The sequence below is a fragment of the Micromonospora sp. DT41 genome (assembly GCF_049841715.1).
GTDB classification, from domain to species: Bacteria; Actinomycetota; Actinomycetes; order Mycobacteriales; family Micromonosporaceae; genus Micromonospora; species Micromonospora profundi.
In genome coordinates, this window is the sequence record NZ_JBNCKU010000001.1 from 599708 (window position 1) to 623186 (window position 23479).

Consider the following 23479-nt stretch of genomic DNA (forward strand, 5'->3'; position numbering starts at 1 on the left):
CGGGCCCAAGACCCGCTGGCCCGTACACCGGGCACCGGACGGCGGTGACCGACGCGCTGTCAGCCCTCGACCTCACCCACGCCGACGGCGAGGCCCGCCGAGCACGTCGGCGGACGCTTGGTTCATGGGCTTGCTGGCGTCCGACCTGTGAAGACGATGCCCCACCCTGATGCCTACGGCGACGGCCCCACCAGGTGTCCGCCCACGGCCGAGTTATGCCGGCTTGGCCCCCGCTGCTTCACGACTGCCTCACGCGGACGATGGGCGGCCACCAGAAGCCGATCCGGCGCTCCTGCTTGACCAAGTGAAGGGTAGAACTTACTATCTACTTACAGTAAGTTACTGTAAGTAGACGAAGGTGTGTAGATGAAGGTAGGTGGCCGGGACTTCGACCTCACGAAGCCGGAGGTGGAGGCCCGCATGATGGGTGAGGATCCTGAACTGATCCAGAAGCACATGGTCGAGGTCAACGGGCAGATGTTCCCGCCCAAGCAGGTCCTCGGGCACGTGACTGGATGGGACCGCACAACGTTCACAACCATGGAGGCGCAACGCGTACTGACCCGGATCGGGTTCGTGTGTACGGAGGCGCGCGCAGGGCGGATCCCGAAAGCAGGCCGATTCATCATGGACGCCGTCCGCGACTCGGTTCAAGAGACGATGAACGACCACGGTGACGCACATTTCGAGCGCGGGTTCAGTGCGGCCGCCGGCATCGCGCTGCGGCAAGTCCAAAAGAGGCTCGATGACTTGAGGGAGCAGATGAAGGGCAAAGGCCTCAGCCAGGCTGAGCAAGCGTTCTATGCCCATCTTGACGAACTCAAGTCCGAGATCGAAGCCGATTGCGACCGCTACTGGCGAGGTAGCGGCGTGGACTGGCGTCCACTCAAGCCCGTGGCCAAGGCTGTCATCCGGCGCACCGACGAGACGAGGTAATAGGTCGGAGGTGCCAGACGCGCGAGCGATAAGCCCCGCCGGGAACGACCGTACGTGGCATCCCGTGCCTGCGAACACAGCACCCCTAACAGACCGGGGCCTGGGGGTCGTCCAGACGCTGGCAGGTGCCGACGATCTCGACCGTGCTGAACCCGGCGATGAAGACAGGGATGTAGCCGTGCCGGATGCCGTTGGCGCGGCAGGCGTCAGCGAGGGCGGTGAAGAAGTCCTCGCCATGATCGAAGGTGACGCCGATCATCCGTCCGGGCGTGAGGTCATGGCTGCGCATACTCAGGCACTTCCGGTCGGGTTGGTCGGGGGAAGTGGCTGTGGTGGGTCCAGCCGAGGACGTACGCCCGTCAGAGGTGAAGAATCCTGTCGTAGTCTTCGTCGTACCATCCGTCGGTGTTGTGCTTCTGGATGGTCCCCGCGATGCGCGTCAGCATCAGTACGTCGCCGTTGAGGGTCAGGGCGGCGTCCTCGGCCCTGCCGGTGAGGATTCTGGCCACGGTTGCCAGCATATGGGGCTTGCCCTTGTCGACCAGGGTGTCCTTGCGCATGTAGAAGCTGACGTCGACGTAGGCCTCCGGCTCCCATTCCCACAGGGCGCCACCGTCGTCCTCGGCACTGCAGTAGCCGTGCCTTCCGCCAGTGATGTCCACGACGTACCCGCAATCGTCGTTCAGGTCGGCGCTGAGCATCCTGCCGCCGGACGCCGTGGACGTCTCGACTGCTCCGGGAGCAGCCAGTTCCGCCACCTGCTCCAGTGGAATGTCGCCCGCCAGCGTCAACCGGTACTCGACAGCCATTTGCACCCCTTCATCAGTCTCGCCGGATGATCTGAATGATCGCACCGTCGCGCGTTACCGCCGCCAGTTCCTTCAGCCCTGCTACGGGCCAGTCCTGGAACTGCTTGTGCAGGGCGGCGAGGTCTCCTCGCCAGTCGTGGAGGTTCAACATCACGCGTTGGGTCTGCTCCGTGTCGACCTTCCTGGACACGGCGCTCCAGACGGCGCGGGGCGGCACGGGAGCGGTGGGCGCGTAGCAGTCGAAGACATGCCCCTCAATGAGGAAGTCGGGTGCCTTTTCCGGCCTCCCAGAATCCCCGGTTTCGAGTCGCGCGTCCGCGACCTCCTGCCTCGTGGGGTTCTGGTGAACCCGGTACCCCTTGCCGGCGACCCTGTCGGCACACTCGTTCTCCAACTCCAGGGCACGCCGCTCCCGTGGCTTCTCGTTCGCGGAGATCCGGGTTCGACGTCCGGTAGGCGACCCACCGCCGACGCCGGTGGGACGCCTGGTCCACGGGGTTGCTGCGTCAGGGTCCGTGGAGACAGTTCTGCCCAGGGTGGGGGCCGTCGGGGATGGGCGGCCGGTGGCATGAGGGGCGGGGCTGGCCGGTGGATGACCGCCAGCCCTCGTCAGTTTCCCGACGACCCCAACTGCCGGGCCTGCGCGATCGCCCCTTCGATGGCCTGCCGGGCCCCGCCAGTGCGCTGAACAATCAGCACCAGGACCTGCTTGATGGCCTCCAACGCCTGCAACAGCGGCCCAGGCTGCCCACCCTGCAGAACCACGGCGACGAGCTGCTGCGCCTCACCGACTCCGGTGATAGCCCCGGCCACCGCGTCCCGAGCAGTGTCCACCGCGCTCAGCACGGGCGCCAGCCCGGCGATCGTCTCCTGCGGGGTGGCCTCGTTCGGCACCGCCGCAGTGGCCTTCGTCGCCTCACCGATCGCACCGGCGAGACTTCCCAGGCCGCCCTGGATGCCCGTGATCGCGATGCGCACCCGCGCCACACCCGCCGCCACGGCGACGAAGCCCGCGCCCGCGGCCCGCAACGCCACCTCCTGCGTCTGACTGTCAGCGGCGGCTGCCAACCCCTGCGCGCGTTCGACCCCGGTCATCAACGCGCGGAGTTCACCGGTGATCTTCTCGATGTGCGACACGTGGCCGGCGCCCCAATCGATGAAAGCGAAAGTGCTCGACAGCTGAAACTACCGGGCTACTCGCGAGGCCACTAGACACCGGCGAGGCGGTCGGCACCGCAGACAGACCCGCTAACTTTCGGTCATCTCTGCATCTGCGAACAGATGCCGGGTGTCGTTGTGGCTGGTCAGGTTCCATCGCCAACCAGCGGAGGGCCGGGTCCAGGAGAGCGGCTGCTGTACCCAGGTCGTGACGCTCGCGTGGTGCGCCGCGACACCCGCGGTGGCCCGACCGGCGATGGGCACGGCCAGGAAGTGGCGGAAGGCGGCATCGATGGTTTCGCCGTGGCCGACGACGAGGACGCGCTCACCTACATGCCGGGTCGTGATCTCGCCGATGGCGACGCTGGACCGATGCAGGTAGTCCCGCCAGGTCTCGCCGCCGGCTGCGAGCGGACGGTCCGCATCGAGAGCAGGGATGTCCCCGTACTCAGCGACAACGTCGGTCCACGGCCGCCGGTCGGCGGTGCCGTAGTCCTGCTCGGCGAGGTCTGCGACGGCCTCGGCGTCCAAGCTGAGGTACGCGCCGATGATCGCGGCACTTTCCTGGGCTCGGCGCAGCGGCGTGGTGTAGATGGCGTGGATCGGGCGCTCGTGGTGCTCTTGACCAAGTCGTTGGGCTAGTCGTTCGATCTGGCGTCGGCCGCGGTCGGTGAGTCCGCGACACCCTTGCGGGCCTCCGACGATCTGTTCGCGGTTGCAGTGGGCCTCGCCATGGCGGGCGATGATCAGTTCAGCGGGAAGTGTCATGTTCGCTGGTCCCCGCTCTCAGCGTCTGATGAGGGTGTCGTAGAACCGAAGGCACTGGACGGCGTGGTGGACGGCGCTGAAGCGGCGGGCGCGGCACCGGGCAGCGCTGGCCAGGGTCTTTCGGTGTCGAACATCGTGGATGAAGCGATCGACCGCGTCGGCCAACGAGTGCGGATTCGCCGGCTCCATGACCACTCCCGCGTCGCCAATCAGTTCGGCCATGTTGGCAACGTCCGTTGCGAGGACGGGCACACCGTGGGCGAGGTAGTCGGCGATGGCACCGCTGCCCTGGAAGGTTGGCTGGGTGCGGTAGGGGAAGATCGCAAAGTCCGTCGCCGTGACGAGCGCCAACCGAGCGGCGGCATCGAGGTAGGTCGGTACGACACGCAGCTGTGTTGATCCGTGCGTGGTGCCCTTGACCTCGGCGGCGAGATCCAATCCTGCCTGTGATGGGACGTCCCAGAACGGGCCCGCGACGATCATGCGGCCGGGTTCCTTCGTCCGCTTACATGCAGCGATCAGGTTCTCGGTGTCTTTCCAGGGGGCTGCGTAGCCGTAGAGACTGCCAAGCGGCCGGGGGTCCGAGGGTTCCAGGGCTGCGGCAAGATCCTTCGGGTATCTCGGCGAGGTGCCCGATGGGATGGTGGTTGGCAGCCAGGAGACAAGGCGTGGTGCGTGGGGCCCAGCGAGGGTCTCGAGGCGCTCGGCTCCGTAGGCGCCGAAGCACACGAAGGCGTCCATTCCGGCGACTCCCCTGTTCACCGCCTCGCGTAGGTCCGGCTCGGGGATGTGGTCGGTGAACAGGGTCCAGTCGAGGCTGTGTAGGTGGTAGACGGCCGGAGGTCGGCGGGCTGGCCACCGTTGGGGTAGCAGTTGTTCGACGTCGAGGTTTCCGAAGTGGATGGAGAGCAGGTCGTACGTGTTCACGTCGACGTCGGCAAGCATGCCCTCGGCCTCCTGGCGGACGCGCTCGGCCGTCCAGAATCGGTCCTGCTCCTTGTCGTAGGGCACGCCCGACGAGCCGAGGCGGTCGACCTGCACGCCGAGGAATCGCAGCGCGGCGGTGAAGACGTCGAGGTAGGGCGGGATGCTTCCGCCGGTGTGGTGTGGGCCGATCAGCAGGATTCGCACAGCTCACCTGCCGACGAGCGCTCGGTAGAGCCGGAGACTTTCGGCCGCGTTGGCTGCCCAGTCGAAGTGGTCGGGAAGGCGGCCGGCTGGGCGTTCGGCCTGGGTCAGGATGTCCTCGAGGTGATCGAGGTCGCGGTAGGTGTAACCGCCGCTGGCGGCGAGCAGCTCGGGCGCGGTGCCGAGGTGCTCTGGCAGCAGGGCCGAGGTGCCACAGGCGAGCGCCTCGGCGATGGCGAGGCCGAAGCCTTCCCAGCGCGACGTGGACAGCAGCCAGTCCGCCGCGCGGTAGAGGCCCGGAAGGTCGGTGTCGTCCAGATCTTGGAGGACGGTGAGTTCGCTGCTGGCTGATGTGACCGGCGCGAACGTTGGTGAGTGGCCGAGCAGCACGGAAATAGAGGCGATGTCCCGAAGCCGGGTCGCGGCGGTCTCGAGCACGTCCCAGCCCTTCATCGGCGTGATCTTTCCGACCCATACGAGCCGGAGGCGTCCCGCCGGATCGGGCGACCATGGCGAGACTGTTTCTCCGGCCGCGAGGACGTCAGGTATCGGTCTGCGGCCTGCGACGTGGCCGTCGGCCCCGAGGTCGATGTGGAAGCCGCTGGCGGGCGTGGTTGGCCTCCCAGGATGGAACCGTTCGCGGTCGACTCCGTTGGCCACCGCGAGTGGCAGAGGAATGCCGTACTCCGTCGCGAGATCCTGGGCCGCGTACTGGCTGACGGCGATGACCTGGTCGGCGGCCTGGACGAGTTGGTGTTCGTCGCGAGCGAGGTCGCCCGCGTCGAGGCGGGCCGCGCTGAACTCGCCGCGTACGAGGACGGGGGCTCGGTCTTCGCGAGGTTTGGCGAGATACCGCAGGGTCTCCGCCTCCCAGGTGGAACAGTCGACGACGTCGGGCCTGACCGCGTCGAGGGCGTCGGCGACGGCCTCGCGGTGCTGAACCAGGTCTTCGGTGCGGGGAAGCGAGACGACGGTGACATCCTTCGCCCGCAATGGGTGGGGTGACTCCTGCGTGATCATGGTTACCGATGCGCCCAGGTCGGCCAGGGAGCGGTAGAGGATGCAGATGCCGCCGCGGCTCACTTCGTGGAGGTCCCGGTGGACCAGGGCTACGTGGATCATGCTGGCCTCGCCGCGGCGAGCCGTTGTAGGCGGGTGCTGGCCGAGGTCCAGGCGGCCTCGATGATCGGCAGACACCGCGTCCGGGCCGGGTCGTCCTCGGGCAGTTCGTGGTGCAGGCGCAGCTCGCGGGTCAGGACCACAGCGAGGTTGAGCGCGAATGCGGCCTCGATGCCCGTCTCACTGACGATCGCCTCGATGCGCTCGCGGATCATTGGCGTACTCGCGCCGACCTGGGTGTGGAGCATCGCAAGGTCGAAGCCAGGAAGGAACAGCCCGGTGAACTCCCAGTCGACTAGCACCGCCGTGGTCTCGGCCTCGTCATCGCTGTCGGAACGGCCGGCATTGACGAGGATGTTGCTGGCCAGCGGGTCGCCGTGATTGAGCTGTGCCAGCGCGTCGCAGCGGGCCAGCAGACTGTCCAGGGCCTCTCGCTGGCCCTCAGTGAGGTACCCCTTGGCCTGGTACCGAGCCACGCGGTCGGAGTAGTCGAAGGTGGGTGAGAACCGAACGGCGGGGTAGGTCCACTCATTCAACGCGGTGATGCAGTCCAGGACGGCATCGACCTCCCGGGTATCGAGCTCTCGCTGGGGGTAACGTTCGACCGCGAGGGGCGGTGCGTCGACCCATTCCAGGATCAGCAGCCGGTCACGGTCGGTATGGAGCAGCCGAGGAACGCGGACCGGCGGGGTGGTGTCACCGAAGACCTCGTACACGTCCAGCTCGTGCCGCCACTTGGCCGCCCAAAACGGATCTGGGTCGATCAGATATTTCACCGCTGCCGGTTCGCCGCGAAACGAGCCTCGCGCCAGCAGGGTCTTGTCCGTGCGCCGTAGCACCGTGTCGATGGTCAGCCCGATCGTGGCTGCTGAGCCAGGCAGATCAGGCGGCGTGTGCGACATCGGCGGTCTCCTTGATCGAGTCGATGAGCCGTTGGCGAAGGCCGGTCTCGGAGCGCTCCCCGTGCCAGACCGCGGCGATCTCTGCGACGCAGCGTTGAAAGTACTGGTCACTGAGCGCATGACCGGCCGCCAGGCGCGCCAACGAGTGCCAATACATGACGGCGATGTACAGCCGGAAGTGTTGCGCCTTGGGCGTGCGGGCGGGCCAGCGACACCACATCTGTTCGGTCAGGGTCCCGAAGTGGGCGAGGGCATGCCCATCGCCGACGGTCGCGCCGACCATGCTGGCCTCGCTCGCGATGCGGTGGTAGACGACGGTGGGCTCCGGGACGTGCACGAACCGGTAACGATGCTCGCGGGCCAGACGCAGCCACATGTCAGTCCTCAAGCGCGGGAAGGTCAGGGTCGAACCGGGCCGACTCCGGTGGGCGCCGAAGCACCGCGGTATGGACCGGCATGAAGTTGGCCACCGACAGCAGGTCCGGATCGAACGAGAACGTCGTAGGGGTGCTGCTGAATGCCGGCGGGTTCGTGGGGTCGACGCGCGCTTCCTGGACGACGCACACCGTGTACGCGAGGTCGGCATCCCCCGTGCTCAGCGCTGCGAGGGCTGTGCCGAGGTGGCTGGGCAGGAAGATGTCGTCGTCATCGAGGAAGGCGAGGTAATCACCTCGTGCGATCTGAATGCCGACGTTGCGCGCTGAAGGAAGACCACCGTTCTGGTCCAGATCGACGAGGCGGACGACGAGGCCCTGCTCGCGGGCTGCGTTCGCGACCGTGCTCACGTCGCATCCGCCGTCATTAACGACGACTACCTCCACGGAGCCGGGTACGGCGCGCTGGGCGGCGACGCTGGCCAGGGCATGCCACAGAGGGCCGGGTTGGTTGCACGTGGGGATCACGACGGTGACGAGGGGTTTCATGCCGGTCTCCGATTGGCGGCGAACTCCAGGATCGGGGCCGGATCACCGCGGTGAGTCCAGCGAACGACTGTCGACCGCTCGGCCAGGGCGGTGACGATGCGGCGGGCGTCAGCGAGGTACTCACCCCGGCCGCGCTCGGCCCGCGGAAGGTACCGCTGGTTGAGCGTCGGGTCGAACATCCAATCCGTACGCACGTGAGCGAGCAGGTCCGTTACGGGATCCGCGACGGGTTCGGGTTCGCCAGCGTCACCCGGCGAGTAGCTCGCCAACACGATCAACGTCGTAACCGGGGAGCGGAGGGAGCGGAGGTCTACCGTGATCGGGTTGTCGTGACCCAAACGGCGGTACGTGTAGAGCACGCGCCGATCGAGCGAATGGACCTCGGATCTCGGTGACGCACGATATGCCTCGACATCGAGCCCGTCACGATCCCACGGCTTCGGCAACGCGCTCTCGAGGTCCAGAAACGTGCCGATCTTGAGCGGAATCAGCGTCGGAAGCGACGTCATCGTGAGGGTGCCCGCGCCGTCACGCTCATACATGATCAGGTGGTCGTTGGACACATACCGCATCCCGTGCCGGAGAGCGGCCTTCAGAGCGAGGGTCGTTTTGCCGCTTCCCTTGTCTCCGACAACAACGATCGTGCGGGCCTGATCGACGACCGCGGAGGCATGCAACATCGTGTACCGCCGCTGCTCGCAATGGTCGACCAGGACTTCCCGTACGCATTTCCGGGCAGTGATCGAGAGGCTCTCGGCGGCCTCGGCGCGTAGATGGACCCTCTGGTCACGGCGGTCTATCCGCCAGGAAACGCCCCACTGGTTGGTGCTCGCATCGGGTTCCGGCAAGCCAACCTGAGCGTCGACCGTCTAGCCGTGACCCGGCAAGGCGGCACCCGTCGCGGTGTAGAACTCGCCAAGATAGTCGAGGACCGATTCTTCATTCGAGGTCACCTGCACCTCGACCGGCCCGACCGCGAATCGACGCGTGTACCTCACGATGCCTCCTTGATCGAATCGCGCGGCCGCGCGGCCCGGACGGTGATCCGGACGCCTTCCGCGAGCGGGGTCGTGGGGTGCCAGCCGAGCAGGTCCCTCGCCCGCGAGATGTCCAGCGCCATGCGCCGTACCTCGCCTGGCAGCGGATCGGCATGCCGTGGAGTTCCGGTGCCGGCTGACTGAGAGACCCACCCAGCGATCTCGCCGACGGTTATCTCGACGCCCGAGGCGACGTTGATCAACCCGAGGCCGCCGGTAGTGCAGGCGGCGGTCACCGCCTCGGCAACGTCGGCGACAAAGACGAAGTCTCGCGTTTGGTGACCGTCGCCAAAGATTGCCAAGTTCGCGCCCGCCATCGCGGCCTGCGTCATCAGGCCGACGACACCGCACGCCGGGCCAACTTGGCGTGGCCCGTAGACGTTGCCCAGTACGAGCGCCGTGTAGTCGACGCTCCGATGATCTCGGTACCATTCGAGGTACTTCAATGCTGTCGCCTTGCTCAGCCCGTACGGACTGGTCGGCGCCATCGGCGCGGTCTCCGCAACAGGCAGGGCGTCGCCGTCCACCGCGCCGTAGATCGCGCTGGTGGCCGCGTACACGACGAGCCCTGTCCCTGCCGCTGCGCACGAATCCAGGACGTTCACCGTTCCGCGGATGTTGATGTCCGCATCAACGAGCGGCGACCGTGTCGAGGCTGGTGGGTTCGACTGCGCGGCGAGATGGACGACGATCTCCGGCCGCCACAGCCGTACAGCGTCGGCGGCCTCGACCGACCGCACGTCACAGATCCGAATGTCCCCATCGGTCAGGCCAGCGCCGAGGCTGTTGTGCAGATTGTCGAGCCGGCCCGTCGAAAGGTCGTCGATGACCTTGACACTTGCGCCCTCAGCGAGCAAACGGGCGACCACGTGGCTGCCGATAAAGCCGGCGCCACCGGTCACGACGATCGTCGACTCGTTCAGCCCACCACCTGCGCCAAGTCTCAGAACGGGATCAACCATGCGCCCTCCTCAACTCCTTCGACTCGCGTCACCTCGCCCCCGGCAGGTCCGGTGGTCGGTCACGTTTGGAGTTTGGGCTTATCGACAACCTCAGGAAATTGGCACGCCCCGTGGTCCGAGTCCACGGGCGTCGAACAACAAAGCGGTGGGACCGAGTCACGCGAACTTCCATCGACATCCACTACCCTCTGGTCATCGCAGATCGACGACCAGTGGGGGGCGGGGTGGCTCGGCGCAAGGCGTTCGACGTCACCGGCGTCTCGCTCCTGTTCTGGCGGCGCGATGACGTGCGGCTCGCGCTGGCCCGCCGTGAGATCGGGACCCTCTTCAAGATCTATCTCGAGGCACACCCGGACTGCACGCAGACCCAACTCGCGCTCCTGACGAGCCACGACCGGTCCGACGTATCGAACTTCATCCGAGGAACGCGTCATCCTCGACGAGATCCAGCACTGGTGGGACACGACCTCGCCGGTGCCGATGGTCGGCAGCCGGCACCACACTGTCCCGCGCCGCTGTCCTGCAGTTCGGCGAACTGGGCGGCGATAGCGGTCGGGTCGGCGCGGTAGAGGACGAATTTTCACCCACCCGTCAGCCCGCGGCCAGCCCCGCCACAGCAGCGTTCCGCCCACCGCGGAGGTCACGCCGCTCGTCGTCGCCGGAGCATCGACTGCTTACTGTGATCGAGAGGACGGCTCGCCCTCTATGCTCGCGCGGTGACTGCCGCCGCAACGGATTGTGCGTTCTGCGATATCGTCTCGGGCCGCGCCCCGGCGATCGTGATCTATGAGGATGAGCATGCGGTCGCGTTTCCACCCATCCGGCCGGCTGCGGTCGGACACACCCTCGTGGTGCCGCGGCATCACCTCCGCGACTTCTGGGACGGCGAGCCCAGCGAGGTGACACCGGTGGCGGCGGCGGCCGCAGTCGTCGGCTCGGCGATCAGACGGGCTCTGCGGCCGGAGGGAATGAATCTCATCAGCTCGGCCGGCGGGGTCGCCACACAGTCGGTCTTCCATCTGCACCTACACGTCATACCGCGCTGGGCGGACGACCACATCGGACCCATCTGGCCCGTGTGCCCACCGCGGGAGGTGCCGTCACGGGAGCGCGTCGCCGCACTGATCCGGGCCGAACTAACCGGTTCGGGCTCCGGTTCCGGTTCGTGACGCGGCCCGGGCACACCGCGGCTGGTTCCGGTGACTGGGCTCAGGAGCGAAACGCCGTCAGGCCGATGAAGACTAGGTCGACCAGTGCCACGCAACCGTAGAACGCGACCAGCGTTGCCGAGCCGGCCGCAGCCGACCATGCGATGCGAGGGCGGAACCGTGTCGTGTCCATCGACAGCGGCTCCACGTCGTCCTCCGCGCATCGCACCGCGTCGTACAGCCGCCGGTACAACCGCTCCTGACGCAACAAGAACCCGTCGACGCCCCAGAACGCAATGAGCGGCAGCAAGGCGCTGCCGCCCAAAGGCAAGCTCCCGCGCTCGGCCGACACTGCCAGCAGCGCGGTGGTCAGGGTCACCAGCCAGCCCTTCACCAGAAACGACGTGGTGCTCATACGGCCGATGACACTCTGGAGAAATTCAAGGTGCTTGAGATGGAGCGCCTCGGACGCCTTCGTCATCCTATTCATCCTTCCCGGTTCGCCGAACGAGTGGTTGTCACACATCGCGGTTGCGTCGATACTTTGCGAATGGACGCTGGGCAACGCTTCGGGGACGAGCTCCGCCGGCTTCGCCACGCCGCGGACTTCTCGCTGAGCGACCTGGCCGGGCGGGTGCACTACAGCAAGAGCCACCTCAGCAAGGTCGAGAACGGCGACAAGGCACCGTCGGAAGCGCTTGCCCGGCAGTGCGACGCGGTGCTGCAAGCGGGTGGCTCTTTGCTCCGCCTCGCCCGGCCGAGACCAGCAGAGCCGGAACCGGCATCGGCACAGCCGCGCCCGGTGCCGGCACCGGCACAACGAGGAGCCATGCACACCAGAGCCGAGTCGGCGCGGATGCCGGTCGAGCGCTGGACCCTCACCCTTACCGGCGCGGACGGGCGGCTCGCGGTCGGACCCGACGGCACGCCCGGCGAGCTGGAAGTGAATCGCTGGGCACTGCCGGGTTCTCACCGGGTAGAGCCGCTGCCCGAAGGCACCGTCGAGACGTTCGGCATCATGCTCGGCGACCTGCGCCAGCTCGGCCAGTGCCAGCCACCGGCGGTGGTCCTGCCCGGCGTCCTCGTACACGCCGCCACGCTGCGTTCGCTCGCCGACCGGGTCACTCCGGCCGAGCGCCCAGCGGTGCTGGTCATGGCTTCCCGCTTCGCAGAGTACGCCGGCTGGTGCCTGCAGGAGGCGGGCGACGAGCACGGCGCGCTTACCTGGACCGCTCGGGCAGCCCGCCTCGCACTCGCCGCCGGTGACGGACCGTTCGCCGCCTACACCGACGTCCGACGGGCACTCGTCGCGCTGTACCGCCATGACGCCGCCCAGACGATCGCCCTCGCCCGGCGCGGAGCACGGGCCGCTGACCACCGCATCCGCGGGCTCGCCGAGCAGCGGGAGGCCCAGGGGCACGCACTCGGCGGCGACGAGGACGCGTGCCGTCGCGCGCTCGACCTCGCCGCAGAGCACCTGTCGCGGGCCGCCGCACCAGACGGCACGCCCGTCGTCGGGACCTCGACGCTCGCCGACCCCGTCGCGATGGTCCGCGGCTGGTGCCTGTACGACCTCGGTCGGCCGGCGGCCGCGGCGGAGACGCTCGAACGGGAACTGGGCAAGGTGCCGCCGGGCGCGCTGCGCACCCGGGTCCGGTTCGGTGCCCGGCTGTCCCTGGCCTATGCCGACGCCGACGAGGTCGAACAGGCCTGCGCGACGGCGGAGCCGCTGCTCGAACCGGCCGTCCACGTCGACTCCTGCACCGTGCGGGCGGACCTTGACCGACTGAGCCGGGCGCTGCGCCGTCGGCACCAGCAGGCCGCCGTGCGCGAACTGCTGCCGCGATTGCATGCTGTGCTGCATACCTCCAGCATTTCCTGAAGGATCCGCCGGTTGCAGGCGTTTCCCGTCGTCTGAATGACGGGAGAAAGGCAACGCCTTATGCGCGGCTCCGTGCTGCCCGACCGTAGGTGCATCGCAACACACCTATTGGACGGGGAGGTGTTTCTAATGGAATCGCACGGCATCATCGTGGCCCTCGTGCACGCGCTGCTCACCGGGTTTGCCGGCTGACGTCAGGTCGCATGACCGGGTCCTTCCCGGCCATGCGACCACGCCAATCCGTAAGCGTAGCCCTGCCGGAGGTTTCGGAACGCGAGATGCAACTCAGCGAAACGATCGACGTCGAGCAGATTTTCCGCCGCCGGCTCGTCGTCCACCATTCTCGGCGGCACACCGTCCACTCGGGACACCACCGGCGGGACAGCTTCGGGATGGAACCTTACATTGACATCGAACGCTCGCACAGGCACCAGCGGCTGCATCACGTAGTGAGGCACCATCGGCTGGCCCGGTGGCAGCGTGAGCCGAACCGCGTACTCGTGCGTCGCGCCGGCGTCGAATCTGCGCGGCAACTGGATGAAGTAGATGAAGTGCTCCGGCGAGGGCTGCGCCCTCTCCCGGATGTTTCCGCCGTAGAGCAACTCCAGGTTGAGATCGTGAACCACACCGACCGGCGTGCTGCGCGGCACGGTGAACCGACAGAAGATCTCGTCGACGCCGTCACCGGTCATGACGATGCTGCGGTGTTCGGTGATCTCGGGCGTGGGGCCGTCGAGGCGCAGCAGCGCACGAACCGCGGTGACCTGCCAGCGCTCGACGTTACGATCAACGGCGTCACCCGCTGCGCTGACAGCCGCCTTCTGTGCCAGCACCTGGAAAGCCTGCTCGACGCGGCGCCGAGCGGTGCGTTCATGGCAGTGCAACTGACCGGCCAGCCAGCGCTCCCGGGCGGCCAGGTCACGATGGTCGGCCGCGGGATGCAACGCCAGCGCGGCGGCGACCGCCGGCCACGTGTCGTCCGCCTCGTCGCGCAGCAGCGCGCGGAGCCTATCGGTGAGCTTCAACCGCGCCGCAGCGCCGCTGTCGGCGTCGGTCACGCCGCACAGCTCGCGCAACTGCTGGCCGAGCTTGGCGGGAAAGCTGGGATGTCTCGTCGCGCGGCCCTTGCGCAGTGCACGCAGCTCATTGAGCAGCAGGGGCAGGTCGGAGTGCAAGGTCCTCTCCTTGTCGGCTCTGGTCTTCTGGCCAGCGGCTGGCCAGAAGATTGGCCACTTGTTGTCCATAATCCGGTGCAACATGTGATCCGACGAGTGGTCATCGGGGAGTCCAGCGTCGCATGCGTAATCCATCTAAGGGAATCCGTAAATATGACCCGCTACTGCCTTTCCGTCCACCGCTCGATGGTCGTTCGACGTGCCGGGCCCACCACCTCGCGTTCCTGACTTTTCCGTCCGGCACGGCAGAGCCCGCCGGAAAACCTCTTGTTGGACTCGGATGATGACTGCAAGGCTGTCGATGCGGCCCGCAGTGTGTCGCAGCACCAATTCAGGAGAACGGACACGCCCTCCGCGGCGCTCGGCGACCTGACGGCGTCCGTCAGGGAATGAAAGACCCTCACACCGCACGGATATCCGTCGGCGCTCCTTTCATTGCGCCCCGACACGCCGGAAAGGTGCTCAAATGATCGACATCGTGGTGAACTATCGGACGGCGGACGAGCCGCTGGCCGCCTTGCTCATCGACAAGGCACTCGCCAAACGTATCGGCGGGCGGGTTTTCCGGGACTACAGCGCGATCCAGCCCGGCCAGCGGTACTCGTCACGGATCTGGACCGCTATCGACGAATGCCAGGTCTTCGTGGCGGTGATCGGCCGCCGCTGGCTGGAGAAAGACGGCGACGGCCGGCGCCGTATCGACGACCCCGCCGACTTCGTCCGGCGGGAGATCGCCAAGGCGCTGGCCCGCGGAATCCCGGTGGTGCCTGTGCTGATCGGCAAGGCGAACCTGCCCAAGCCGGAGGACCTGCCGGAGGACCTGCGAGAGCTTCCGGCGCACCAGTACCGCTGCGTGCGGATTCGCGGTGCGGAGCACGAGGTCGAGCGCCTCGCGGACGAGCTGGTCGCCCTGTTGCACGACAGACACTCCGACAGCGTGGAGGCCGACACTTCCGCGACGCTGCCCGAGCCCAGGTCGGCGGTGACAAATGTCTTCGAAGGCACCGTCAACGCCGAGGGTGCCGTCTTCGGCATCGTCAACAACGGACGGTAGGTGCCACATGTCCACCGAGACGACTGCCGGCGAGGAACCGGACGCCGGTGTCACCGCGGCGGCGGCACCCCCGGCCGATGGACCCACGGGCCTGCCGGGTCCGCCCATTCCGCCGGACCCGACCAAAGAGCCGACGCTCGGCCTCACAGACTTCGGTGGGGAAATCAGAGGAGACGTCAAGGGGGACGACGGTGCGCAGGAGAAGCCGCCGGACGAGGACAAGGCGAGGAAGAAGGCCCGCGTCTCGAACCAGGTGGCCGACGCGTTCTCCGCCTTCTATCGTGGGCCCTGGGCCGGGGGCCAAGCCACCTTCAACGTCTTCAACGGCGACGTGGCCGCCGCCGGTTCCACCTTCGGCGTGCGGGACGGGGGCGGTCCCCGCTCCGGCGGGCATCGCAAGGTGACCGGCCGCATCAGTGACGAGGAGGCCGTGGCCACGGTCAGCCGCTACGCGGCGCCGCCCTGCTTCGTCGAGGCGCAGACGAAGCTGCGCTCGCACCACGTGGTCGTGATCGAGGGCCGCCCGGGGATGGGCCGCCGCGCCGGCGCCATCAACCTCCTGCGCAAGGTGACCCGGGAGCGGCTCGTGGTCCTGTCGCCGACGAACTCACTGCGCGAGCTCGCCGAGCGTACCTACGACAAGGACCTCGGTTACCTGATCCTGGACCACGTCTACGAGCAGCGCCGGACTGACCTCGAATTCACCTGGTCCGGCGTGCAGGAGAAGATCAAGCGGGCCGGCGCCTTCCTGGTGATCACCAACGCGTTCGTGGGCGGCACGACGAGCAGCGCGGTGCCGCACATCGCCTGGGATCTGCCGTCGGCGGAGGCCACGCTACGGGTGCAGCTGGAACCGCGCGAGGACCTCGACGAGATCGTGCGCGATGTGCTCACGGCACTCGGCGACGACACCGCGGTGACGAAGCTGGCGGCCGTCGCGCGCATGATCCGCGACGACGGCCTGGCAGCCGACGAGGCGATGAAGAAGCTCGACGAGGGCGCCGCCCGGGAGGTGCTCGAATGGTTCACCGGCAGGCCTTCGCACCGGGACATTGTCGCTGCTGCCGCGCTGTGCTTCCTCGAAGGCACTGACGTCCGGACGTACGAGTCGTTGCTCGACGATCTGCACGATGAACTGGCCGAGCGGGTCTCGGGAAAGCGGGCCAAGGCGCAGTTGCGCAGGAGGGACGCCGAGATCTTCGGCGAGCGCGAGACCCGGCTGTATGGCGCCGGCCTGCTCCAGGTGCGCAGCGAATCGTGGAACGGCGCGTCCATCGACACTGTTGCCTTCAAGGACGACGCCTACCGCCGGCACGTGCTCGCAGAACTCTGGCGCACCCAGACGCACCACTTCTGGGACGCAATCCGCGAGTGGCTCACCGGAGCCGCGGTCAGCGAGGTCGCGGAGAGTCACACGGCGGTGGCCAGCGGGCTGGCCTGGCTTGCCTGTTTCAGCGTCAACGAAACGCAGCGGTGCTACCTCGAGCCCTGGTCCGCCGCAACGAGCGGCTGGCCGGGCCAGGTCACCGCCGCGTATGCGCTGTGGTTCATGTGCCACCGGGACGGGCTAGCGTCGATCGCGCTGCAGACCGCAGTGCGCTGGGCCCGCAGCAGTGACAGCGACCAGCAGTGGACCGCAGCTTTCGCGCTGGGTGGAGAACTCGGGATGTTCTTCCCCTCTGACGCCGTCAACCGGCTCTGGCAGCTCATGACCCAGGACACTGACCTGTGGCTGATCGGCTGTGCGTCGATGGCAGCGCTGTTCGCGACGCTGAGCGATGACCCAGACGGCGATCCGGTCACGGTGCTCAATCTGGTGGACAAGAAGATGACGGACTTCGGCACGGGTGCCGGACCGGCCAACCGCAAGGGCCCCATCCCTGCCGTGCAGCTCATGCGCCTGCGGAGCCTGACGATGTCAGCCGCGCTGTCGGTCATCTCCGCCAGCAGCATCCGAACCGGCAGGCCGGCGGTTGCCGAGTACCTGGCTGGCAATCCGCAGCGCACGGCGATGATCGCCCGCATCTGGGCCGGGGTGCTGACGTTCCGCCCGCTGCGCTGGGAGGCGTTCTTCGCGCTGCGGCGGGCGCTGCACGCGTTGCGCGACATCGACGAGGACTACCTTGCGAGGTCCCGCGAGTTCGGCAGCGCCCTCGCCGATGCGCTGTCCGAAGCCGAGCGCCGAACGTTCAAAGACTCATTCACGCAGGTTGACGAGCAGGTCCGGAAGGGTCGCAAGGAGCCCCTCGCCGAGGTGCTCGTCGCCTGCATCGAGGCCATTACCAAGAAGGTCTACCCCGGAGGTGTTCGTTGAGTCCCGCTGTCTACCCCGTTCTTGAGCGCCGGTCGTTGAGCCCGGCGGAGAAGGCCCGCTGGTTCGGCAAGAAGAGCCGCAAGCTCGACGAGCTTCCCCGCCCGGCCGCTCATCAGTCGCTGGTGTACCTGGTGGGCGGCGACCTCATCGTGGACGACGGCCGGATGTCCACGGCCGACGAGCAGATCGTCAACGCCACCAACGTGAGCGTCGTGGACATGCGGCGCGACGCCCTGGTTGTTGTGCGTATCGACATTCCCTCGTTGGACGCCTCGTACTTCGAGGTGCTGGTGACGTTCCGTTGCACGGTGGACGATCCGGTGGCGGTGGTCGGCGGCGGCATCAACGCCTCAGAGGTGCTGCAGGGTCACCTGAAGGCACATCACCGGATCTTTGAGCTCGGACTGGCGTACAGGATCGCCGAAGTCAACGAAGTCCGCCGGGTAGTCAGCGCACAGGTGCGGGCATATCTCACGCACGTGCCGGCCAGGGTGTCGGGCATGCAGGTCCGGTTCGCCAACGTCGAGGTCAGCAGCCCCAAGGAACTCATCGACTACGAGGGCTGCGCCCGCAGCAAGGACTTCGCGAACCGGCTCGACCAGCAGGAGATGCAGTACCTGCATCAGAAGGACGCCGGTTCGGCGGCGCACAGCCGGAGGATGGAGAGCGGCCAACGGAACCACGAGATCGACCTCGACGGCCGGTCCCACGAGCACGAACTGCACAAGGCGACCGCGTCCGCCGCGCAGGAACTGGAGGTCGACGGCCGGTTGCACGTGCACACCCTGCGGAAGGAATCCGAGGCGGCCGCCCAGCACTTGGAGCTCGACGCCTGGTCACACGCTCATGGCCTGCGCAAGGGATCCGCGGACATCGACTACGAGCTCGACGTGGTCCAGCGGCGCGGCGCAGTCGCTCGCAGCGAATTCGACCGGAACGTGGAGATGATCGGCGGCGATCCAAAGCGGGCGCTGCTGGCCGCCTATGCCGCGGGCCAGCTCGACGCGCAGGGCCTGTCCGTCGGGTTGAAGGCGATAGACGACAGCCTCCGCGACCGGGCTGTCCAGGCGGCGTTGCAGGAACGCGAGGAGAAGCTCGCGCTGCGGGCGGCGGAGCTCGACGAGCGGCGGGTCGAGCGCGGCTGGGAGCGCGAGGACGGCGACCGCGCTGCGGATCTCAAGCACCGGGAAGAGGTGCGGGCCCGAGTCGACCGGCTCCGAGCCGAGAAGGGGCAGCGCGAGGACAGGCTCCGCAGAGAGCAGATCGAACGCGACGACAAGCTGCGCAAGGAGCAGACGGACCGCGAGGACAAGCTCCGCGAGGACCAAGCGAACCGGGACGACGCGCGGCGCCTGGACGCCATGCGCTTCGAGATTTTGAAGCAGATGGCCGCCCAGGGCCACTTCAACACCACGGACCTCGGCGGCGGCAACCTGTTCGCCGAGGTCATGCGCATGCCGCAGGCCGAGGTCGAGGAGCGGCACCGGGCCGCGGTGGGCAAGCACGTCGCGGAGCAGCTTGAGGGCGGCGGGGTGCGTGAAGAGGATGAGTGAGACCGTTCTGATTCGCCCGCAGGCCGACGAGGACAGCGTCGAGCTGAAGCGGGAGCCGTACCGGCCGGCCAGACCGGCGCCCCGGGGCCCGGGATACGTGCTGCGGCACATCGCAGGGGTCGACGAGACAATTCTCGACTGGGTGCCGGAGGAGCGGCACAGGTACAGCCGCCTCGGCGCGATCGTGCTCAACACCGGCCTGATGGCCGCGCTGTCGATGCTCGCGCTGCTCGGTTCGCACGACGTACCGATCGTGGCGCTGGTGCCGGCGGCGCTTCTGTGGGGGTACGTCATCCTCACCTTCGACCGATGGCTCATCACGGACACGCACGGCTCGAGCGGTATGGGCACCGGCAAGTTCATCGCCCGGCTGGCCATCTCGATCCTGATGGGGCTGGTCGTGGCCGAGCCGCTGCTGCTGTGGATGTTCAACTCGGACGTGCAGACCCAGATCGGCAAGGACCGCACCACCCTGCTCGACACCTACGAGAGCACCCTGAAGCGGTGCAACCCGCTGTCCGGCGAGCCGCCGGTGGACGCGTCCGGCTGCACGAAGGAGTACGTGCTGAACGTCCCTGGATCGCCGCGGCCGCTGCTGGACAGCAAGGTCGCGGCGGAGGAGGAGCGGGACAAGGCCAAGCAGGCGATCGCCGCCATCGACGCCGAGATCCAGCGGCGGGAGGACCTCGCGCGCTTGGAGTGCAACGGCACATCGGGCCGAGGGCTGACCGGACGGGTGGGCGAGGGTCCGAACTGCCGGCATCTGCGCGGTGAGACGGCGAAGTACATCGCCTCCAGCAACCGTCCTCAGCAGCAGGACGAGCTGAACGCCGTCACCGCCAAGATCGTCGGTATCGACGCGGACATCAGCACGGTCAGTCAGAAGTACGCCGAGGCCGTCAGCAAGGCGATCAAGGACAAGGTCGACGCCAAAGAGGAGAAGCTGGAAAAGCCAGGGCTTCTCGACCAGGTACGCGCACTCAGCCAGCTGGCCGACGCGAACACCTTCGTGCTGCTGCAGTCCTGGCTGCTGCGGCTCCTGCTCGTGGTCCTCGACGCGCTGCCCGTGATTACCAAGAAGCTTAGCCGGCCGACGACCTACGACGGCCTGCTGTCCCGGCAGCTCGTCATCGACGAGAAGCTGCATCAGAAGACCCTGAAGAGCCGTAGCGACCAGGCGCTGGGGGACCTGGACGTGCAAATCCAGGAGATCGAACACAGCGTCCGGGTGCGGCGGGAGCGCATCGAGGAGCAAGGCCGCGACGTCGAGGCGGACCGCCAGGCCACACTCGACGAGCAGATCGAGCAGCTGGCGCGTCGCCTTCGGGGAGACGGCTGACCGGGGAGGGGGGTGGTCGGGCGCTGGGGTAATCCAGCGCCCGACCGCATGTGTGCAGCAAGCGGAACCGCGGCTCCAGGCAGGGGCACATGAAGAAGGGTGACTCCGGCATCGCGTTCTACTTGCAGACGCCGGAACCGGCGTGGCGCTGACGCTGACGCTGACGCTGACGCAGGCTGCTGTCAGCCTATGCGGGCCGGAAGTTCAAGCGGTCGCCCTCGACAAACGCAGCAGCAGGACCGGCGAGCCGAAGCCGCCGGAACGGCACATCCTGGACTGACTCCGGCTCCGTGTTTACCCGACCGGACAGCCTGCCGATCAACCCGAACTACGCCACCACCCGGGTTCCGGCTCCTCGTCCGCCAGGCCCGCCCATCGACGTCCGCGCGGCACGGTCCGGGCTCGACGAAACGGCTTCGTCGCTGGCCGACCAGCCGTGGCTACCTCTACGACAGACGAGGCCTACTACGAATGCCACCGACGAGCGCGGCGGGCGACAAGGCCTTTCTTGCCGTCGGCGTTGAACTCCCCGTCGGGAAAGTCAGGTCGTAGCTGGACCCAGTCGGCAGCCATCACGCGCGTGGCCATGTCGATGTGTCCGCAGTCAGGTCGATCTTGCTCACGGTGACCTCGACGCCGAGGACGTTGGTGGTGAACGGTACCGCCAGATGCTCCTCGATCATGGCGATCAGGCCGGCGCGCTCGTCCTCGTGACCGTCCGTGTCGACGGTGGATTCGTCGATCATCGCTGCCAGCGCGGCGGTCTCCTTCGATGCCATCGGCGGAGGATAGCGGACCGGTGTCGAGGTGCGCGGAGCCCGATGCGCGAGGATGGTCGGCATGGGTTCGGTGGCCGAGTTCGTCGATCTTCGGCGGGAGGTGGAGCGGTTACGGGCGGAGAACGCCCGGCTGGCGCGCCTGCTGGAGCTGTGCGGCCAGGACACGACTGCGGCACCGGAGCAGTTGTCCGCGCCGGTTGAGCAACCGGGGCTGGTCACCATGGCTTCGCCGACCCGGGACAAGCTGGCGTTGTTCGCCGACCGGTTCCGGGCCCGGGCCGACGTGTACGCCGTGCGGTGGGACAACGCCCGTACCCGTGCTGCCGGGTGGGTGCCCGCGGTCGCCGGCGGTTGGCGTAAGGGTATGGACCGGCGGGGTGCCAACTACCTGCCCCGCACGACGGAGGTCGTCGCGGCGCATCTGGTCGGCGACGTGTTCATGGGCCTGTACCCGCTGATGCCCGGCAACACCTGCCACTTCGTGGTGGCCGACTTCGACGGGCCGACGGCGATGCTCGACGCCCTCGCGTACGTGAAGGCGGCGCGGGCCAGCGCGGTGCCCGCCGCGTTGGAGATCTCCCAGTCGGGCCGCGGAGCCCACGTGTGGGTCTTCTTCGCCGGCGCTGTTGCCGCGGTCACCGCACGCGCCGTCGGCACCGTCCTGCTGCGTGAGGCGATAATGCTGCGCGGGTCGATGGACCTCCGCTCGTACGACCGGCTGTTCCCCAACCAGGACATGCTGCCCGAGGGTGGCTTCGGCAACCTCATCGCCGCACCCCTGCAGGGACGCCGCCGCAAGGATGGGCTGACCACGTTTCTCGACCTCGGCACGCTCGAGCCGTACGCCGACCAGTGGGCATTCCTGTCGACGCTGGACCGGCTCAGCCCCGGCGACGCCGAACACGTCGCCCGGCAGGCCAAGCAAGCCACCACCGGTGCCGACGTCGCCACGATGAGCCGGTCCGCCGCGACCCAGGTCCATCCACCGCTACCTCCGGTGGTTCACGCGGAGGCCGGTGCCGGGCTGAGCATCGACGCGGGACAGCTGACCCCCGCCGCGCTGGCGACGTTTAAGCACGCCGCCGCCATGGCCAACCCGAAGTTCTACGAGCTGCAGCGACTCCGTAAGTCCACCTGGGACACCCCGCGCTTCATCCAGGGCTACGACCTCACCCTCGATGACCGCCTGGTCCTCCCGCGGGGCCTGCGGCACACCATCGCCACCATCGTCGAACGCGCCGGGTCACGGTTGGGCGTCACGGACGCACGCAACTGCGGGACCGAGATCGACGCCGCGTTCACCGCCGAACTCACCAGCAGGCAGGCCAACGCGGTCGGCGCGCTTCTCGCCCACGACGACGGGATCCTGGTCGCCCCACCGGGTTCCGGCAAGACCGTCATGGCCTGCGCCGTGATCGCCGAACGCAACACCTCCGCCCTCGTTCTCGTCGACCGCAAAGCCCTCTCCGACCAGTGGCGCCTCCGCGTCGAGCAGTTCCTCGGCATCAAGCCCGGTCAACTCGGTGGCGGCCGACGCAAGCTCACGGGCACGGTGGATATCGCGCTGCTGCCGTCCCTCGCGCGGCGCGACGACGTCGCCACCCTGACCCAGGAGTACGGGCACGTCATCGTCGACGAATGCCACCACCTCGGCGCCGCAGCCTACGAGCACTCGGTCAAACGGATCGCCGCGCAGTTCTGGCTCGGCCTCACCGCCACCCCCACCCGACGCGACGGCCTCGGCCAACTCGTCACCTGGCAACTCGGACCCGTCCGCCACACCCTGACCGACGAGGAACAAGACACCCTCGCGGCCGCGATGCACACCGACACCGGACCCCGACGAGCGCTGATCATCCACGAGACCACTTTCCAACCCGGCGACGTCGACCTGGATGCGCCCGGCGCGCTCGCCGAGGTGCACCGAAGGCTGGCCCTCGACGAGCCCCGCAACACCCAGATCGCCGACGAGGTCGCCGCGGCCTTGACCCGCGGTCGCAACTGTCTCGTCCTGACCCGGCGGGTCGCCCAGGTCGAGGCACTCACCGCCCTGCTCGCCGCACGCGGACATCAGGCGCTCGTGCTCCAAGGCGCGATGAGCACCCGCGAACGGCGGGCCACCGTTGACCGGCTCGACGGCGCCAAGGCCGGCGACGGCCTCCTTGTCATCGGCACCACACCGTTCATCGGTGAAGGCTTCGACGCCCCAGCCCTCGACACCCTCTTCCTCGCCGGCCCGATCTCCTACGACGGCCTACTCGTCCAATGCGCCGGCCGCGTCATCCGCGCCGCGCCCGGCAAGGACCTCGCCGAGGTCCACGACTACCACGACCCGGCCACACCAATCCTCGCCGCCTCACTCCCACGCCGCATGCCCGGATACCGGGCCCTCGGCTTCACCAGAACATGAGTGCATCCATCGCGATCATCATGGCTGGTCCACCGACTACAGAGATATTGACGTAAGCCAAGCGTGCTGGGCCTAGCCTGGTA

23 protein-coding genes and 2 pseudogenes are annotated in these 23479 nt (G+C 67.8%); 9 read left to right on the forward strand and 16 right to left on the reverse strand.

Annotated features, from left to right (window positions below; genetic code table 11):
* Window positions 1-366 precede the first annotated feature (366 nt).
* Window positions 367-936 carry a hypothetical protein gene (locus tag ACLQ23_RS02765; protein ID WP_425880283.1) on the forward strand — a complete coding sequence of 190 codons (570 nt, stop codon included), beginning with the start codon at window positions 367-369 and terminating at the stop codon, window positions 934-936.
* 91 nt (window positions 937-1027) lie between these two features.
* On the opposite strand, the pseudogene ACLQ23_RS02770 reads toward ACLQ23_RS02765, so the two are convergent.
* The 13 genes and pseudogenes from ACLQ23_RS02770 to ACLQ23_RS02830 all read right to left on the reverse strand — a co-directional run.
* A pseudogene (locus ACLQ23_RS02770) lies at window positions 1028-1225 on the reverse strand (DUF296 domain-containing protein); the annotation flags it as partial.
* Window positions 1226-1295: 70 nt separating this feature from the next.
* Complete coding sequence (locus ACLQ23_RS02775) at window positions 1296-1745, reverse strand: SitI3 family protein (protein WP_425880284.1); 450 nt, start codon at window positions 1743-1745, stop codon at window positions 1296-1298.
* Window positions 1746-1758: 13 nt separating this feature from the next.
* Window positions 1759-2145 (reverse strand): hypothetical protein, encoded by a 387-nt coding sequence (locus ACLQ23_RS02780; protein ID WP_425880342.1) that lies wholly within the window; start codon window positions 2143-2145, stop codon window positions 1759-1761.
* A gap of 209 nt (window positions 2146-2354) precedes the next feature.
* The gene (locus ACLQ23_RS02785; protein ID WP_425880285.1) at window positions 2355-2882 is read right to left on the reverse strand and encodes a DUF6244 family protein; all 528 of its coding nucleotides are present in this window, start codon (window positions 2880-2882) and stop codon (window positions 2355-2357) included.
* A 111-nt stretch (window positions 2883-2993) separates the two neighbouring features.
* On the reverse strand, window positions 2994-3671 hold the full coding sequence (locus ACLQ23_RS02790) for a histidine phosphatase family protein (RefSeq protein WP_425880286.1): 678 nt from the start codon (window positions 3669-3671) through the stop codon (window positions 2994-2996).
* 18 nt (window positions 3672-3689) lie between these two features.
* Window positions 3690-4802, reverse strand: a complete 1113-nt coding sequence (locus ACLQ23_RS02795; RefSeq protein ID WP_425880287.1) for a glycosyltransferase family 4 protein — start codon at window positions 4800-4802, stop codon at window positions 3690-3692.
* A gap of 3 nt (window positions 4803-4805) precedes the next feature.
* The gene (locus ACLQ23_RS02800) at window positions 4806-5921 is read right to left on the reverse strand and encodes a glycosyltransferase family 4 protein (RefSeq protein WP_425880288.1); all 1116 of its coding nucleotides are present in this window, start codon (window positions 5919-5921) and stop codon (window positions 4806-4808) included.
* Window positions 5918-6820 (reverse strand): phosphotransferase family protein, encoded by a 903-nt coding sequence (locus ACLQ23_RS02805; protein WP_425880289.1) that lies wholly within the window; start codon window positions 6818-6820, stop codon window positions 5918-5920. Before ACLQ23_RS02805 ends, ACLQ23_RS02800 begins: the two co-directional genes overlap by 4 nt.
* Window positions 6801-7196 carry a hypothetical protein gene (locus ACLQ23_RS02810; protein WP_425880290.1) on the reverse strand — a complete coding sequence of 132 codons (396 nt, stop codon included), beginning with the start codon at window positions 7194-7196 and terminating at the stop codon, window positions 6801-6803. The genes ACLQ23_RS02805 and ACLQ23_RS02810 overlap by 20 nt, the downstream gene beginning before the upstream one ends.
* A 1-nt stretch (window position 7197) precedes the next feature.
* Entirely contained in the window at window positions 7198-7743 is a 546-nt protein-coding gene (locus ACLQ23_RS02815) for a glycosyltransferase family 2 protein (RefSeq protein WP_425880291.1), read from the reverse strand.
* Window positions 7740-8591, reverse strand: a complete 852-nt coding sequence (locus ACLQ23_RS02820) for a hypothetical protein (RefSeq protein WP_425880292.1) — start codon at window positions 8589-8591, stop codon at window positions 7740-7742. The genes ACLQ23_RS02815 and ACLQ23_RS02820 overlap by 4 nt, the downstream gene beginning before the upstream one ends.
* A gap of 21 nt (window positions 8592-8612) precedes the next feature.
* Window positions 8613-8741: a hypothetical protein gene (locus tag ACLQ23_RS02825; RefSeq protein ID WP_425880293.1), complete on the reverse strand. Its 129-nt coding sequence runs from the start codon at window positions 8739-8741 to the stop codon at window positions 8613-8615.
* Window positions 8738-9742: an NAD-dependent epimerase/dehydratase family protein gene (locus ACLQ23_RS02830; protein WP_425880294.1), complete on the reverse strand. Its 1005-nt coding sequence runs from the start codon at window positions 9740-9742 to the stop codon at window positions 8738-8740. Before ACLQ23_RS02830 ends, ACLQ23_RS02825 begins: the two co-directional genes overlap by 4 nt.
* A 716-nt stretch (window positions 9743-10458) precedes the next feature.
* Here ACLQ23_RS02830 and ACLQ23_RS02835 point away from each other — a divergent pair.
* Entirely contained in the window at window positions 10459-10911 is a 453-nt protein-coding gene (locus ACLQ23_RS02835) for an HIT family protein (protein ID WP_425880295.1), read from the forward strand.
* A 40-nt stretch (window positions 10912-10951) separates the two neighbouring features.
* On the opposite strand, the gene ACLQ23_RS02840 is transcribed toward ACLQ23_RS02835, so the two are convergent.
* Window positions 10952-11371, reverse strand: a complete 420-nt coding sequence (locus ACLQ23_RS02840) for a hypothetical protein (protein ID WP_425880296.1) — start codon at window positions 11369-11371, stop codon at window positions 10952-10954.
* A 69-nt stretch (window positions 11372-11440) separates the two neighbouring features.
* Here ACLQ23_RS02840 and ACLQ23_RS02845 point away from each other — a divergent pair, with 69 nt between their 5' ends.
* The gene (locus ACLQ23_RS02845; RefSeq protein ID WP_425880297.1) at window positions 11441-12772 is read left to right on the forward strand and encodes a helix-turn-helix domain-containing protein; all 1332 of its coding nucleotides are present in this window, start codon (window positions 11441-11443) and stop codon (window positions 12770-12772) included.
* 194 nt (window positions 12773-12966) lie between these two features.
* Here ACLQ23_RS02845 and ACLQ23_RS02850 read toward each other — a convergent pair whose 3' ends face one another.
* A complete protein-coding gene (locus ACLQ23_RS02850; protein WP_425880298.1) occupies window positions 12967-13947 on the reverse strand; it encodes a hypothetical protein in 981 nt (326 codons plus the stop codon).
* 466 nt (window positions 13948-14413) lie between these two features.
* Between ACLQ23_RS02850 and ACLQ23_RS02855 the strand changes: the two genes are divergently transcribed.
* The 5 genes from ACLQ23_RS02855 (at window position 14414) to ACLQ23_RS02875 (ending at window position 20487) form a co-directional block, all read left to right on the forward strand.
* Window positions 14414-15001 carry a toll/interleukin-1 receptor domain-containing protein gene (locus ACLQ23_RS02855; RefSeq protein ID WP_425880299.1) on the forward strand — a complete coding sequence of 196 codons (588 nt, stop codon included), beginning with the start codon at window positions 14414-14416 and terminating at the stop codon, window positions 14999-15001.
* Between the two features lie 7 nt (window positions 15002-15008).
* A complete protein-coding gene (locus ACLQ23_RS02860) occupies window positions 15009-17315 on the forward strand; it encodes a hypothetical protein (protein ID WP_425880300.1) in 2307 nt (768 codons plus the stop codon).
* A gap of 35 nt (window positions 17316-17350) precedes the next feature.
* The gene (locus ACLQ23_RS02865) at window positions 17351-18868 is read left to right on the forward strand and encodes a hypothetical protein (protein ID WP_425880301.1); all 1518 of its coding nucleotides are present in this window, start codon (window positions 17351-17353) and stop codon (window positions 18866-18868) included.
* Complete coding sequence (locus ACLQ23_RS02870; protein ID WP_425880302.1) at window positions 18861-20207, forward strand: DUF4407 domain-containing protein; 1347 nt, start codon at window positions 18861-18863, stop codon at window positions 20205-20207. Before ACLQ23_RS02865 ends, ACLQ23_RS02870 begins: the two co-directional genes overlap by 8 nt.
* A 142-nt stretch (window positions 20208-20349) precedes the next feature.
* Window positions 20350-20487: a hypothetical protein gene (locus ACLQ23_RS02875; protein ID WP_425880303.1), complete on the forward strand. Its 138-nt coding sequence runs from the start codon at window positions 20350-20352 to the stop codon at window positions 20485-20487.
* Between the two features lie 313 nt (window positions 20488-20800).
* On the opposite strand, the pseudogene ACLQ23_RS02880 reads toward ACLQ23_RS02875, so the two are convergent.
* Window positions 20801-21049: pseudogene (locus ACLQ23_RS02880) on the reverse strand (hypothetical protein); the annotation flags it as partial.
* On the opposite strand from ACLQ23_RS02880, the gene ACLQ23_RS02885 reads away from it, so the two are divergent.
* Window positions 21048-23396 carry a TOTE conflict system archaeo-eukaryotic primase domain-containing protein gene (locus ACLQ23_RS02885; protein WP_425880304.1) on the forward strand — a complete coding sequence of 783 codons (2349 nt, stop codon included), beginning with the start codon at window positions 21048-21050 and terminating at the stop codon, window positions 23394-23396. The pseudogene ACLQ23_RS02880 and the gene ACLQ23_RS02885 sit on opposite strands and share 2 nt — an antisense overlap.
* Window positions 23397-23479: the final 83 nt, after the last annotated feature.